The organism is Chromobacterium sp. Beijing, from assembly GCF_021496765.1.
Taxonomy (GTDB): domain Bacteria; phylum Pseudomonadota; class Gammaproteobacteria; order Burkholderiales; family Chromobacteriaceae; genus Chromobacterium.
This window is the reverse complement of sequence record NZ_CP053750.1, coordinates 3,564,302-3,577,722: the sequence shown is the minus strand read 5'-3', so window position 1 is coordinate 3,577,722 and position 13,421 is coordinate 3,564,302. Positions and strand designations below refer to the sequence as shown.

General features: G+C 63.8%; 10 protein-coding genes and 2 pseudogenes. 7 read left to right on the top strand and 5 right to left on the bottom strand.

The features are described 5' to 3' along the window. Positions 1-204: 204 nt before the first annotated feature. The 5 genes from rodA to HQN78_RS16570 all read right to left on the bottom strand — a co-directional run bounded on the left by rodA (position 205) and on the right by HQN78_RS16570 (position 5,834). On the bottom strand, positions 205-1,299 hold the full coding sequence (gene rodA / locus HQN78_RS16590; RefSeq protein ID WP_107797806.1) for a rod shape-determining protein RodA: 1,095 nt from the start codon (positions 1,297-1,299) through the stop codon (positions 205-207). Beyond that, positions 1,280-3,220: a penicillin-binding protein 2 gene (gene mrdA / locus HQN78_RS16585; RefSeq protein WP_107797807.1), complete on the bottom strand. Its 1,941-nt coding sequence runs from the start codon at positions 3,218-3,220 to the stop codon at positions 1,280-1,282. The genes rodA and mrdA overlap by 20 nt, the downstream gene beginning before the upstream one ends. Positions 3,221-3,235: 15 nt before the next feature. Further along, positions 3,236-3,739: a rod shape-determining protein MreD gene (mreD, locus tag HQN78_RS16580; RefSeq protein WP_107797808.1), complete on the bottom strand. Its 504-nt coding sequence runs from the start codon at positions 3,737-3,739 to the stop codon at positions 3,236-3,238. Positions 3,740-3,745: 6 nt separating this feature from the next. Beyond that, positions 3,746-4,651 (bottom strand): rod shape-determining protein MreC, encoded by a 906-nt coding sequence (gene mreC, locus HQN78_RS16575; protein ID WP_107797809.1) that lies wholly within the window; start codon positions 4,649-4,651, stop codon positions 3,746-3,748. A 139-nt stretch (positions 4,652-4,790) separates the two neighbouring features. Next, the gene (locus tag HQN78_RS16570) at positions 4,791-5,834 is read right to left on the bottom strand and encodes a rod shape-determining protein (protein WP_043592385.1); all 1,044 of its coding nucleotides are present in this window, start codon (positions 5,832-5,834) and stop codon (positions 4,791-4,793) included. 365 nt (positions 5,835-6,199) lie between these two features. On the opposite strand from HQN78_RS16570, the gene gatC reads away from it, so the two are divergent. The 7 genes and pseudogenes from gatC (at position 6,200) to HQN78_RS16535 (ending at position 13,418) form a co-directional block, all read left to right on the top strand. After that, on the top strand, positions 6,200-6,487 hold the full coding sequence (gene gatC / locus HQN78_RS16565; RefSeq protein WP_043592439.1) for an Asp-tRNA(Asn)/Glu-tRNA(Gln) amidotransferase subunit GatC: 288 nt from the start codon (positions 6,200-6,202) through the stop codon (positions 6,485-6,487). 112 nt (positions 6,488-6,599) lie between these two features. Then, a complete protein-coding gene (gatA, locus tag HQN78_RS16560; protein WP_235084979.1) occupies positions 6,600-8,051 on the top strand; it encodes an Asp-tRNA(Asn)/Glu-tRNA(Gln) amidotransferase subunit GatA in 1,452 nt (483 codons plus the stop codon). A 143-nt stretch (positions 8,052-8,194) separates the two neighbouring features. Continuing rightward, positions 8,195-9,621: pseudogene (gatB, locus tag HQN78_RS16555) on the top strand (Asp-tRNA(Asn)/Glu-tRNA(Gln) amidotransferase subunit GatB). A 375-nt stretch (positions 9,622-9,996) separates the two neighbouring features. Further along, a complete protein-coding gene (mraZ, locus tag HQN78_RS16550) occupies positions 9,997-10,443 on the top strand; it encodes a division/cell wall cluster transcriptional repressor MraZ (protein ID WP_107797812.1) in 447 nt (148 codons plus the stop codon). Then, positions 10,440-11,401 (top strand): annotated as a pseudogene (gene rsmH / locus HQN78_RS16545) (16S rRNA (cytosine(1402)-N(4))-methyltransferase RsmH). The gene mraZ and the pseudogene rsmH overlap by 4 nt, the downstream one beginning before the upstream one ends. Then, positions 11,398-11,670: a cell division protein FtsL gene (ftsL, locus tag HQN78_RS16540; RefSeq protein ID WP_107797814.1), complete on the top strand. Its 273-nt coding sequence runs from the start codon at positions 11,398-11,400 to the stop codon at positions 11,668-11,670. Before rsmH ends, ftsL begins: the two are co-directional and overlap by 4 nt. Further along, entirely contained in the window at positions 11,670-13,418 is a 1,749-nt protein-coding gene (locus tag HQN78_RS16535) for a penicillin-binding protein 2 (protein WP_107797815.1), read from the top strand. The genes ftsL and HQN78_RS16535 overlap by 1 nt, the downstream gene beginning before the upstream one ends. Positions 13,419-13,421: the final 3 nt, after the last annotated feature.

Below are 13,421 nucleotides of genomic sequence, written 5' to 3'. Positions count from 1 at the left end.
GTAAGTCTGGGGCAAACAGGGGTAGGCCGCCGCGGCGGGGCATTGGTTCCCGCCATGGAACTTAGAGCCTGTTTACGATCTCGCGAGCAAGAGCGAGACAAGGCGGAAATGACCGAAGAAGCGGAATGTACATACGGTACATGAGCATTCTGAGGTCATTTCCAACGCCGTATCGCCGAAGCACAGCAGATCGTAAACAGGCTCTCAGCGTTTTAGATTGCTGATGCTCATCAGCATGCCCATGCCGACGAACAGGGTGACGGTGGCGGTGCCGCCGTAGGACATGAAGGGCAGCGGCACGCCCACTACCGGCAGGATGCCGGACACCATGCCCATATTGACGAAGGCGTAGACGAAGAAGGACAGGGTGATGGAGCCGGCCATCAGCCGGCCGTACAGCGTTTGCGCGCTGGCGGTGATCATCATCGCGCGGCTGAGCACCAGCAGGTAGAGCGTCAGCAGCAGCACATTGCCGGCCAGGCCGAATTCCTCTGAATACACGGCGAAGATGAAGTCGGTGGTGCGTTCCGGGATGTAATCGAGGTGGGTCTGGGTGCCGTTGAGCCAGCCCTTGCCCCAGGGGCCGCCGGAGCCGATGGCGATCATGGACTGGATGATGTGGTAGCCGTCGCCCAGCGGGTCGGTGGTCGGATCTATCATGGTCAGCACCCGGCGGCGCTGGTAGTCGTGCAGCAGGTTCCAGACGATGGGCAGGCTGGCCGCGCCCAGGCCGATGCCGGCGAAGATCACTTTCCACGGCAGGCCGGCGAAGAACAGCACGAAGAGGCCGGCGGCGGCGATCAGCAGGGTGGTGCCCAGGTCCGGCTGCTTCAGCACCAGCGCGCTGGGCACGGCCATCAGCAAGGCGGCCACCAGATAGTGCCACCAGCGCATCGACAGCTCGTATTTCTGGAAGAACCAGGCCAGCATCATCGGCAGCGCGATCTTCATGATCTCGGACGGCTGGATGCGGGTAATGCCCAGTTCCAGCCAGCGGGTGGAGCCGTTGACGGTGACGCCCTTGAAGTGGACGGCCAGCAGCAGGAGCACGCCCAGGCCGTAGATGGGCGGCGCGAAGTTCATGATGCTTTGCGGCCGCATGCGGGCGATGATCCACATGATGATCAGCGACAGGCTGGTGTAGATCAGCTTATTGTCTATCTTGTCGAAGGACTGATTGTTGGCCGAGTACAGCAGCACCATGCTGACTACGAAGATCATGCCCAGGAACAGCATCAGCCAGCCGTCCAGCGGCTCTTTGACCTGTTCCCAGACGCGTTTAATTAGAGAGGTCTGCATTGTCGTTGGCGGTGTCGGTGGGCATGGTCTTCAGCGTGCCTTCGATGTCTTTCGGCACTTTGCCCAGCAAGTAGTAATCGAACAGCGCGCGCACGATGGGCGCGGCGGCGGCGGCGCCGAAGCCGGCGTTCTCCACGATCACCGCCACGGCGATGCGAGGCTTGTCCACCGGGGCGAAGGCGATGAACCAACTGTGGTCGCGGTATTGCTCGGCCAGCGCGGAGGCGTTGTACTTGGCGCCCTGTTTGATCTGCACCACTTGGGCGGTGCCGGTTTTGCCCGCCATCGAGTACTGCAGGCCCACGCCCAGCCGCGCGCCGGTGCCGCGCGTCATCACGCCTTCCATGCCGCGCTTCACGTATTCGAAGTTTTCCGGTTTGAACGGGATCTGGCGGGTGGGCATCGGTTCAATGATGCGCGCCTTGCCGCTGCGGGTGTCCACCACTTGCTGGACCAGATGCGGTTTGAACACCTGGCCGTCGTTGGCCATGATGGCGGTGGCGTTGGCCATTTGCAGCGGGGTGTAGGCGTTGAAGCCCTGTCCGATGCCGATGCTGACCACGTCGGCCGGATACCAGCGGCGGAACTCTTCCTTGTAGCGGGAAAAGCGGCGGGCCTTCCACTCCTTGGACGGCAGCACGCCGATGGATTCGCCGTCCAGGTCGATGCCGCTCTTGCTGCCCAGGCCGAACTGCGCCAGCGCCGGGTGGATCTTGTCTATGCCCATGTCCCAGGCCAGCTTGTAGAAGAAAGTGTCGCTGGAGACTTCGATCGCGCGCTGCAGATTGATCATGCCGTTGCCGGCCTTCTTGCTGTCGCGGAACTGGTGGCTGGAGCCGGGCAGGGTGAAGTAGCCGGGCGCCGGGCGGATGTCGCGCATGCCGATGGCGTGGTTTTCCAATGCGGCCATCGCCATGAAGGGCTTGAAGGTGGAGCCGGGCGGGTAGGTGCCGCGCAGCGCGCGGTTGATCATCGGCTTCTGCCAGTCGCTGTTCAGATTGGTCCAGGTCTGGGTGTCGATGCCGTCGATGAAGAGATTGGGGTCGAAGCCCGGCTTGGACAGGAAGGCGAGCACGCCGCCGGTGGACGGTTCTATCGCCACCAGCGCGCCGCGGCGGCTGCCGAACAGTTTGTCCGCCATTTCCTGCAGCCGGATGTCCAGCGCCAGCTTCAAGGTGTTGCCGTTGACCGGCGGCGTGCGTCGCAGCGAGCGCACCGCGCGGCCGCCGGAGTCGGTTTCCACTTCCTCGAAGCCGACCTTGCCGTGCAGATCGTCCTCGTACACCGCCTCCAGGCCGGTCTTGCCTATGTAGTTGGAGCCCTTGTAATTGGCGGTTTTCTCTTCTTCTTCCAGCCTTTCCTTGTCGCGCTGGTTGATGCGGCCGATATAGCCGAGCACATGGCTGGTCATTTCCTTGAACGGATAGTCGCGGAACAGCCGCGCCTTGACCTCTACGCCGGGAAAGCGCCAGGACTGGGCGGCGACGCGCGCGGCCTCTTCCTCGCTGAGCTTGGTCTTCAGCGGGATGGATTCGAAGTTCTTGCTCTCGATCAGCAGGCGCTTGAACTGGCGCTCGTCGCGCGGGGTGATGTCCACCAGCTTGCGCAGTTCGGCCTCGGTGGCGGCCAGGTCCGCGATCTTGCTGGGCGTCAGCTCCAGCGTGTAGGCGGAGTAGTTTTGCGCCAGCACCACGCCGTTGCGGTCCAGGATCAGGCCGCGGTTGGGCAGGATGGGGACCAGCGAGATGCGGTTGTTCTGGGCCAGCGTGGAAAAGTGTTCGTGCTGCAGCACTTGCAGCCAGATGAAGCGCGTGAGCAGCACCAGGAACATCAGCACGATCAGCGCGTAAGCGACGATCAGGCGCAGCTGGAACTGGCTGTCTTCGGCCTGCGGGTTCTTGAAGCGGGTGGGTTGAGGCATGGACGGTCCGCGGCGCTAGACCGCGTTATGGCGGTAGGGCATCAGCATCAGCTTGGTCAGCAGCGGCCAGAGCAGGGCGCCGATCAAGGGCGGCAGGAAATAGCCCCAGCCGACGAAGGCGGAGCCGGTGAGCATGCGCACCACCACCATGATCAGCTGGTTGGTCAGCAGCAGGCCCAGCACCACCAGCGTCTGCTGGCCCAGGTTGAACATCACCACCTGGCGCTGGCGCGCCAAGGCCAGATAGGCGGTGATCGAATAGGCCAGCGCGTGCTGGCCGAACAATCCCGCGGTGGAGATGTCGGCCACCAGGCCCAGCAAGAAGGCGGTGCCGATATTGACCCGGCGCGGCTGGTTGATCACCCAGTACAGGATCAGCATGCCGATGAAATCCGGCAGCCAGCGCGTGCTGCCGTGCGGCAGCGGGATCAACTCGATCAGGACGGCGAAGATGAAGGTGAACAGGATGAAGCGGCGCTTCACCGGTTTGAGCAGTTCCTTGGGGCGCTCGAACGTCATCGGGGCTTACTCCTCGGCGGCGGCTTTCTTGCCGCCCCTGCTCTTTTTGACGATGGGGGCCGGTTCCGGCGGACGCGGCGGCGCCTGCTTGTCGCCCAGCACCAGCATGTAGCGGGTTTGCTGCACGCCGGCCAAGGGCGCGGTGGCGATGCGGGCGAAGGTGGCGCCCTGGTTGCGCTCCACCCGGGTTACGCGGGCCACGGGGATGCCGGCCGGATAAACGCCGTCCACGCCGGACGTGACGATGTGGTCGCCGTCCTTGATGTCCGCGCTTTGCGGCAGGTAGCGGATTTCCACGCCGCCGCCGTAGCCGTACAGGATGGCGCGTTGGCCGGTGCGGGCCACCATCACGGGCACCATCTGGTTCTTGTCTATGACCAGGGTCACTTCCGCGGTCAGCGGCTGCACCCGGGTGACCTGGCCCAAGAGGCCGCTGGCGTCCACCACCGGCTGGCCGGCTTTCAGATTGGCGTCGCTGCCCTTGTCGATGATGATTTTGTAGGAAAACGGATCGCGGCCGGTGTACAGGGTTTCCGCCATCTGCGCTTGCTGGTGGTAGCTGGACTTGATGCCGTTGAGCTTGCGCACTTCGTCCAGCTCGCGCTGCAGGGTTTGCAGCCGCGACAGCTGCGCCGACATTTCCAGCTGGCGCACGCGCAAGGCGGTGTTTTCCTGCTTCAGTTCGGTTTGGGAGCTGAGAAAATCGCTGACGTGGCGCATCGCCTGCGCCGGCATGTTCACCGCGCGCTGCACCGGGTACAGCGCCAGCGAGGTGGCTTCGCGCGCCTGTTCCATCAGGCCGAAATAGCTGTCGCCGACCAGGAGCGCCACCGAGGCGGCCACGGCCATGGCCAAGCGCGCGCCGGGCGGCGGCCCGGAGCGGAAAAAGCTGGGGGTGTTGGCAAAGTCCATCGGCTCAGACCTCGCCCCTTGACGCGGGGCGCTGTGCTTCAAAAACGGGCGCGCTTGTCGCGCGCCCGCCATCATCGCTTGCTTTACGAGCGGCCGCCGCCGCCGGAGCCGGGCTCAGGCGGTCGTCGGTCGTTCCGGTTTAGGGGACGTTGGTGAAAATGGTGCCAATCTTGTCCATCTTCTCCAGCGCCTTGCCGGAGCCGCGCACCACGCAGGTCAGCGGTTCTTCGGCCACGAACACCGGCAGGCCGGTTTCTTCGGCCAGCAGGCGGTCGATGTCTTTCAGCAGCGCGCCGCCGCCGGTCAGCACCATGCCCTTGTCGGCGATGTCGGCGCCCAGTTCCGGCGGGGTCTGTTCCAGCGCGATCTTCACCGCGGATACGATCTGGTTCAAGGGCTCGGTCAGCGCTTCCAGGATTTCGTTGGAGGACACGGTGAAGGCGCGCGGAATGCCTTCGGCCAGATTGCGGCCCTTGACTTCCATTTCACGCACTTCGGCGCCCGGGAAGGCGGAGCCTATGGTCTTCTTGATTTCCTCGGCGGTGGTTTCGCCGATCAGCATGCCGTAGTTGCGGCGGATGTAGTTGATGATGGCTTCGTCGAACTTGTCGCCGCCGACGCGGACGGAGTTGGAGTACACCACGCCGCCCAGCGAGATCACGCCGACTTCGGTGGTGCCGCCGCCGATGTCCACCACCATGGAGCCGGTGGGCTCCTCAACCGGCAGGCCGGCGCCGATGGCGGCCGCCATCGGCTCTTCGATCAGTTCCACGCGGCGCGCGCCGGCGGCCAGCGCCGAATCGCGGATCGCCTTGCGTTCCACCTGGGTGGAGCCGCAGGGCACGCAGATCACGATGCGCGGGCTGGCGGCGAAGAAGCGGTTGGGGTTCACCTTCTTGATGAACTGCTTGAGCATCTGTTCGGTGACGGTGAAGTCGGCGATCACGCCGTCCTTCATCGGGCGGATCGCCTGGATGCTGCCCGGGGTGCGGCCCAGCATGCGCTTGGCTTCCAGGCCCACGGCCAGGATGGATTTCTTGTTGGTGGGCGCGTCGCTGTGAATGGCGACGACCGAGGGCTCGTCCAGCACGATGCCTTTGGCGCGCATGTAGATGAGGGTGTTGGCTGTGCCAAGGTCAATGGCGAGGTCGTTGGAGAAGTATCCGGTCAGCGAACGAAACATTGGGCGATCCTGGTCAGTTTTCGTCATGTGGCGGACGCGCCGTCGCGTCCGCGCTTAATCTGTTGTTTGTTGTCTACTCGTACGACCCGAGTCTAACCGCCGCGTGGCAAAACGACGCTTGGCGCCCACTGGGCGACGCCGGCTAAGCGGCTTCGCCCGCTGGCCTTGCGCATCATTTTCCGACGCCGTGTCGGTTCGATAAGGCCTGCACGATCCGGCCCCGGCGCGGCGGCTTGCCGCCTGTCGGCCGCGCGGTGAAAGCGTTGCCGAAATTACGCCGTGGCGTGATGTCGATCTTGGGAGAATCAAGCGGGCTATGATACCCTATAACGCTTGAAATATTAAAGGTTTTGAACGAGGACACCATGTCGCTGACGCATCAGGATGTCGCACGAATTGCCAAGCTTGCCCGCATCAATGTCAATGAAGCGGAAATTGCCGCGACAAGCAAGCAACTCAATAATATTTTCGGCCTGATCGAACAGATGCAGGCGGTGAACACCGACGGCATCGAGCCGATGGCCCATCCGCAGGATGTCTCTTTGCGTTTGCGCGAAGATATCGTTACCGAAACCAATCAGCGCGAAGCTTTCCAGGCCGTGGCCCCGCAAGTGGAAAAGGGCTTGTTCCTGGTCCCCAAGGTCATCGAGTGATGCTCTGATTGCCTGCGCCGGTTTAGGTTCCCGCCCGCGCGGGAGGCCGGCGCCGGTCGCTGTCTGAAAGGACGGCGACGCCATTCCCGGATAGCTAAAGATTCCATTTGAAATGACACAGTCTACTTTAAAGCAACTGTCGCGGCAGCTGGCGGCCAAGGAAGTCTCCAGCCTTGAGCTGGCCACCCAATATCTGGACCGCATCGAGGCGCTGAACCCGGCGCTCAACGCGCTGGTCACCGTCGACCGCGCCAAGACCCTGGCCGAAGCCGCCGCCGCCGACGCGCGCATCGCCGCCGGCAACGCCCATGCGCTGACCGGCGTGCCCATCATCCACAAGGATTTGTTCTGCCAGCAGGGCTGGAAAACCAGCTGCGGCTCCAAAATGCTGGACAACTTCGTGTCGCCGTACAGCGCCCACGTGGTGGAGCAGTGTCAGGCCGCCGGCATGGTGACGCTGGGCCGCGCCAATATGGACGAGTTCGCGATGGGTTCGTCCAATGAGAACTCCTTCTACGGCGCCGTGAAAAATCCCTGGGATCAGAACGCGGTGCCGGGCGGCAGCTCCGGCGGCTCCGCCGCCGCCGTGGCCGCGCGGCTGACGCCGGTGGCCACCGCCACCGACACCGGCGGCTCCATTCGCCAGCCGGCCTCCCATTGCGGCGTCACCGGCATCAAGCCGACCTACGGCGTGGTGTCGCGCTACGGCATGGTGGCCTTTGCTTCCTCGCTGGATCAGGGCGGCCCGATCGCGCAGACCGCCGAGGACTGCGCGCTGATGCTGAACGTGATGGCCGGCTTCGATCAGCGCGACTCCACCTGCTTGGAGCGCGCCCGCGAAGATTACGCCCGCGACCTGAATCAGCCGTTGGCCGGCCTCAAGGTGGGCCTGCCGCGCGAATACTTCGCCGCCGGCCTGAGCGCCGACGTGGCGCGCGCGGTGGACGAGGCGGTGACGGTGCTGAAACAGCAGGGCGCGCAGGTGGTGGACATCAGCCTGCCCAATACCGAGTTGTCCATCCCGGCCTACTACGTGATTGCGCCGGCCGAGGCCTCCACCAATCTGTCGCGTTACGACGGCGTGCGCTACGGCCATCGCGCCGCCGAGTACAAGGATTTGGTGGACATGTACGAGAAGACCCGCGCCGAAGGCTTCGGCAGCGAGGTCAAGCGCCGCATCCTGGTGGGCAGCTATGTGCTGTCGCACGGCTATTACGACGCCTATTACCTGAAGGCCCAGAAAATCCGCCGCCTGATCGCCAACGATTTCAAAGCCGCTTTCGAGCAGTGCGACGTGATCCTGGGGCCGGTGGCGCCGACCGCGGCTTTCGACATCGGCGCGATGAACGACGATCCGGTGCAGATGTATCTGTCCGACATCTACACGTTGTCGGTGAACCTGGCCGGCTTGCCGGGCATGAGCGTGCCGGCCGGCTTTAGCGCGAATGGCCGCCCTATCGGCTTGCAGATCATCGGCAACTACTTCGGCGAAGCCAAGATGCTGAACGTCGCGCATCAGTTCCAACTTGCGACTGATTGGCATAGCCGCGCGCCGGTTTTGTAATTGAATGAATTAGCCGCGGAAGCGCAGGGAAGGACATGGACAAACCCCGGCTCCCAAGAGGTGGGTGAGCTAGGGGCAACCGTTTTTCTTCCGTGTTTTCCGTGTGCTTCCGTGGCAAAAAATAATAGAAGGATTTTCCAACCATGAAATGGGAAGTCGTCATCGGTATCGAGGTGCATGTGCAGCTCAATACCGTCTCCAAGATTTTCTCCGGCGCCAGCACCGCCTTCGGCGCCGAGCCGAACACCCAGGCCTCCGCGGTGGAGCTGGCCTTTCCCGGCGTGCTGCCGGTATTGAACAAGGCGGTGGTGGACAAGGCCATCCGCCTGGGACTGGCGCTGGACGCCAAGATCAACCAGAAGAATGTGTTCGCGCGCAAGAACTACTTCTATCCCGATCTCCCCAAGGGCTACCAGATCAGTCAGATGGATCTGCCCATCGTCGAGGGGGCAAGCTGAAAATCCTGGTGGGCGAGCAGGAGAAGGTCATCGGCGTGACCCGCGCCCATATGGAAGAGGACGCCGGCAAGAGCCTGCATGAAGACTTCCACGGCCTGTCCGGTATCGACCTCAACCGCGCCGGCACGCCCTTGCTGGAAGTGGTGTCCGAGCCGGACATGCGCTCGGTGGACGAGGCGCTGGCCTATGTGAAGGCGCTGTACGCGCTGGTGACCTGGCTGGGCATCTGCGACGGCAATATGCAGGAAGGCAGCTTCCGCATGGACGTCAACGTGTCGGTGCGCCCGGAAGGTCAGCAGGCCTTCGGCACCCGCCGCGAGATCAAGAACCTCAACTCCTTCCGTTTCCTGGAGCAGGCGGCCAAATACGAAATCCAGTGGCAGATCGACACCCTGGAAGACGGCGGCAAAGTACAGCAGGCCACCGTGCTGTTCGACCCGGATACCGGCGAGACCCGGATGATGCGCAGCAAGGAAGACGCGCACGATTACCGCTACTTCCCGGACCCGGACCTGTTGCCGGTGCGCATCTCCGACGAGCAGATCGCCCGCATCCGCGGCGAGATGCCGGAGCTGCCGGCGGCGATGCAAGTCCGTCTGGCCGAGGCCTACGGCGTGTCCGCCTACGACGCGGCGCTGCTGACGTCCAGCCTGGCTCTGGCCCAGTATTTCGAAGCCGCGGCCAAGGCCTCCGGCCAGGGCAAGCTGGCCGCCAACTGGATCAACGGCGAGATCGCCGCGCGGCTGAACCGCGACGGCAAGGAGATCGCGGATTGCCCGATCTCGGCCGAGCGCCTGGTTGGCCTGATCGCGCGCATCGCCGACGGCACGCTGTCCAGCAAGCTGGCCAAGCAGGTGTTCGACGCCTTGTGGGACAGCGAACTGTCCGCCGACGCCATCATCGAGCGCGACGGCCTGAAGCAAGTGTCCGACGTCGGCGCCATCGAGAAAATGGTGGAGGAAGCGATCGCCGCCAATCCCAAGGCGGTGGAAGAATTCCGCGCCGGCAAGGAAAAGGCGCTCAACGCCTTGGCCGGCCAGGTGATGAAAGCCTCCAAAGGCAAGGCGAATCCGGCTCAGGTGCAGGATATTCTGCGTCAAAAGCTGGCCTAATCCGGCGGAACTCCAGGGCGGCGGCGCCGATCGTGGCGCCGCCGCCCTGTTTTTGTGTTGCGGCGCGACAAGTGGTCTTGCTCTGGACTGTCCTTGGAAATATTCCCAGGCCCGGGGTGTGGTGTTTCGGAAATGGTTCGAGTGTTAACAGCTCACTTTGACTGATGTTTTTAAGCCTCTGATTTGACAAGGAATCCGCTTTTTGCCTGGTCCGCTAAGTCATTGTCTCAAAAGGTGAATTAGAACTTCTCGATGTTGACCGTGGGGAAGTTCTTTCTTATAGTGGCGGAAAGTGGGGCGAAGTGGGTGAAAGTGGGGCATTTGTCCCAGGGGGCGACGGCCCCTTAGGTTTATTCGGTCAGCGGGCTCGAAATCATGATTGGTGGCGTCAGCATCTTGTCTCTCGATAGCAAGGGGCGTTTGGCTATTCCGGCTAAACACCGCGAGACACTGCTGTCCGCTTTCGGGCACAAACTGATCGTCACCCTCGAGTCCCAAGACCACTTGCTGATCTACCCCGAACCCAACTGGCGTCCGGTCGAAGCCCGCCTGCTAGCCCTTCCCACCGGCAATCCCACTCTGAAACGTTATCAGCGCCTCGTGCTTGGCCACGCGGAAACGCTGGAAATGGACAGCGCCGGACGCATTCTGCTGCCCGCGCGCCTGCGCGATCTCACCGGACTCGACAAAGACGTCGCGCTGGTGGGCATGGGCAACCGCTTCGAGCTGTGGAATGCCGAGGAATGGGACAACCAGACCGCTGACGCCCTGGCCATCGATCAAACCGATCTGGCCCAACACCTTGGAGACTTTACGCTGTGAGCACCACCCCTTTCGTGCACCTGACGGTGCTCTTGACCGAAGCGGTCGACGCGCTCGCCATCCGGCCGGATGGCGTCTACGTCGATTGCACTTTCGGTCGAGGTGGCCACAGCCGCTTGATCCTGTCGCGACTGGGGCCGCAAGGCCGCCTGATCGCCTTCGACAAGGATCCCGAAGCCATCGCCGTGGCCACGCGGCTGGCGGAGGAAGACCCGCGCTTTCAGATCGTGCACAACGGTTTTGAAACGCTGGGCAGGAATTGGACCGCCTGGGCGTGCCCCAGGTGGACGGCGTGTTGATGGATCTGGGCGTGTCCTCGCCGCAGATCGACGACGGACGGCGCGGTTTCAGCTTCCGTTTCGACGCGCCCTTGGACATGCGTATGGATACCACCCGCGGCATCACCGCGGCCGAATGGTTGGCGACGGCAGACGAGGCCGATATCAGAGAGGTCATCAAGACTTATGGTGAAGAGCGGTTTGCTCGCAAGATCGCAGCAGCCATTGTTGCGCAAAGGGCTGACGCCCCCCTCCAGACCACGCGTGAGCTCGCCGTGCTCGTTGGGCAAAACGTCCGTACTCGGGAACCGGGTCAGGACCCCGCAACGCGTACCTTCCAAGCGATACGGATCTTTGTGAACCGCGAGCTGGACGAACTCAAGGCGGTGCTGCCGCAGGCGGCGCGCCGCCTGGCGGAAAACGGCCGCCTGGCGGTGATCAGCTTTCATTCGCTGGAAGACCGCATCGTCAAGCAATACCTGCGCGACGCCAGCAGCGAGGAAAAGCTGCCGGCGTGGGCGATGGTGCGCGCGTCCGATATGGCCCAGCCGCCGCTGTCCACCGTGGGCAAGCCGGTGCGCGCCGGCGATGAGGAGGTGCGCGCCAACGCGCGCTCCCGCAGCGCCATCATGCGCGTGGCCGAGCGCACCGCCGCGCCGTGGCGGGAGATCGACGCATGAACAAGCTCAACGCGATACTGCTGGTCATCGTGGTGCTGTCCGCCTGGTCGGTGGTCACCTCGACCCATGTGTCGCGCAAGCTCTACAGCGATTTGCAGAAGGAACGCAAATCCGCCCAGCAGCTGGAGATCGAGTTTGGCCAGCTGCAGCTGGAGCAGAGCACCTGGGGCGCGCACGCGGTGATTGAGAAAGCCGCGTCCAGCCGCCTCGACATGCATATCCCGGACCCGCGCCAGACCCAGGTGATCTCGCCTGGGAAGGGGATGTGATGCGCACTTACTCCCCCCGCCACCAGCAACGCATCCCGGACGCCAGCCCCGCGCTGCGCATGAAGCCGGGCCGCGTGCGCTTTGTGCTGCTGATGCTGGCGCTGCTATTCCTGGCCTTGATCGGCCGCGCGGTCTATCTGCAAGTGGTGCAGCAGGACTTCCTGCAAAACCAGGGCGAGGCGCGTTTCCGCCGCGCGCTGACGCTGGAGGCCAACCGCGGCGTGATCACGGACCGCAACGGCGAACCGCTGGCGATCAGTTCGCCGGTGCAGACCATCTGGGCCAGCCCGGCGGACATGGAGCCGGTGCCGCCGGCCAAGCTGCGCGAACTGGCGGCGATGCTGGATCTGTCGCCGGAGGAGCTGTCGGCCAAACTGTCCGACCGCAAGAAGGAATTCGTCTACGTCAAACGCCAGATCAGCCCGGAGCTGGCCGACAAGGTGATGGCGCTGGGCGTGCCCGGCATCGCCAAACAGCAGGAATTCCGTCGCTTCTACCCGGCCGGGGAAATCGTGTCCCACATCATCGGTTTCACCGGCGTGGACGGCAAGGGCCAGGAAGGCGTGGAGTTGGCGCGCGAGAAGATGCTGGCCGGCAAGGACGGCCGCCGCGTGGTGCTGAAGGACCGTCGCGGCCACATCATCGAAGACGTCGCCGCCATCGAGCCGCCGCGCGACGGCCAAAAACTGGCGCTGGCGGTGGATCACCGCATCCAATACTTGGCTTACCGCGAGCTCAAGGCCGCGGTGGAGCTGAACAAGGCCAAGGCCGGCAGCGTGGTGGTGGTGGACGCCCACACCGGCGAGTTGCTGGCGCTGGCCAATTACCCCTCGTTCAACCCCAACAACCGCAGCGGCGTGACGCCGGAAATGATGCGCAACCGCGGGGTGATCGATCTGTTCGAGCCGGGCTCGACGATGAAGCCGTTGTCCATCTCGCTGGCGTTGGAAAACGGCAAGGCCGGACTCAACACGGTGCTGGACACCCACACTTACATGATAGGCCCGGCCACCATCCGCGACGTGGCGCCGCGCCCCAGCCTGGACATTCTCGGCATCATCCAGAAATCGTCCAACGTCGGCACCAGCAAGCTGGCGCTGATGAGCTCGCCGGAGCAATCGTGGAAGCATTACGACGCGCTGGGCTTTGGCCGCGCGCCGGAAACCGGCTTCCCCGGCGAAGCCGGCGGCCGGCTGCGCGACTGGCACAACTGGCGGCCCATCGAGCAGGCGACGATGTCCTTCGGCTACGGCATCTCGGTCAGCCTGATTCAGATGGCGCGCGCCTACACCGTGTTCGCCAACGACGGCGTGATGCTGCCGATCTCGCTGTACAAGACCGCCACCCCGATGCCAGGCAAGCGGGTGCTGAGCGAAAAGACCGCGCACGAGATGCGCGATCTGCTGATCGCCAACAGCCAGCCGGGCGGCGGCGCCGTCGGCGGCCGCATCATCGGCTACAGCGTGGGCGGCAAGAGCGGCACCGCGCGCAAGCTGGAAGGCCGCGCCTATGTGGCCAACAAGCACCGCGCGCTGTTCATGGGCTTCGCGCCGGGCAAAGCGCCGCGCGTGATCGTGTCGGTGATGATAGACGAGCCCTCCGCGGGCAAATATTACGGCGGCGCGGTGGCTGCGCCGGTGTTCTCGCAGATCGCCGGCGGCGCGCTGCGGGTGCTGAACGTGCAGCCGGACGAGCCCTCCAACAACACTTTATTACCGGAATCCACCCCGGTGCCGGTGGATTTTTGATCA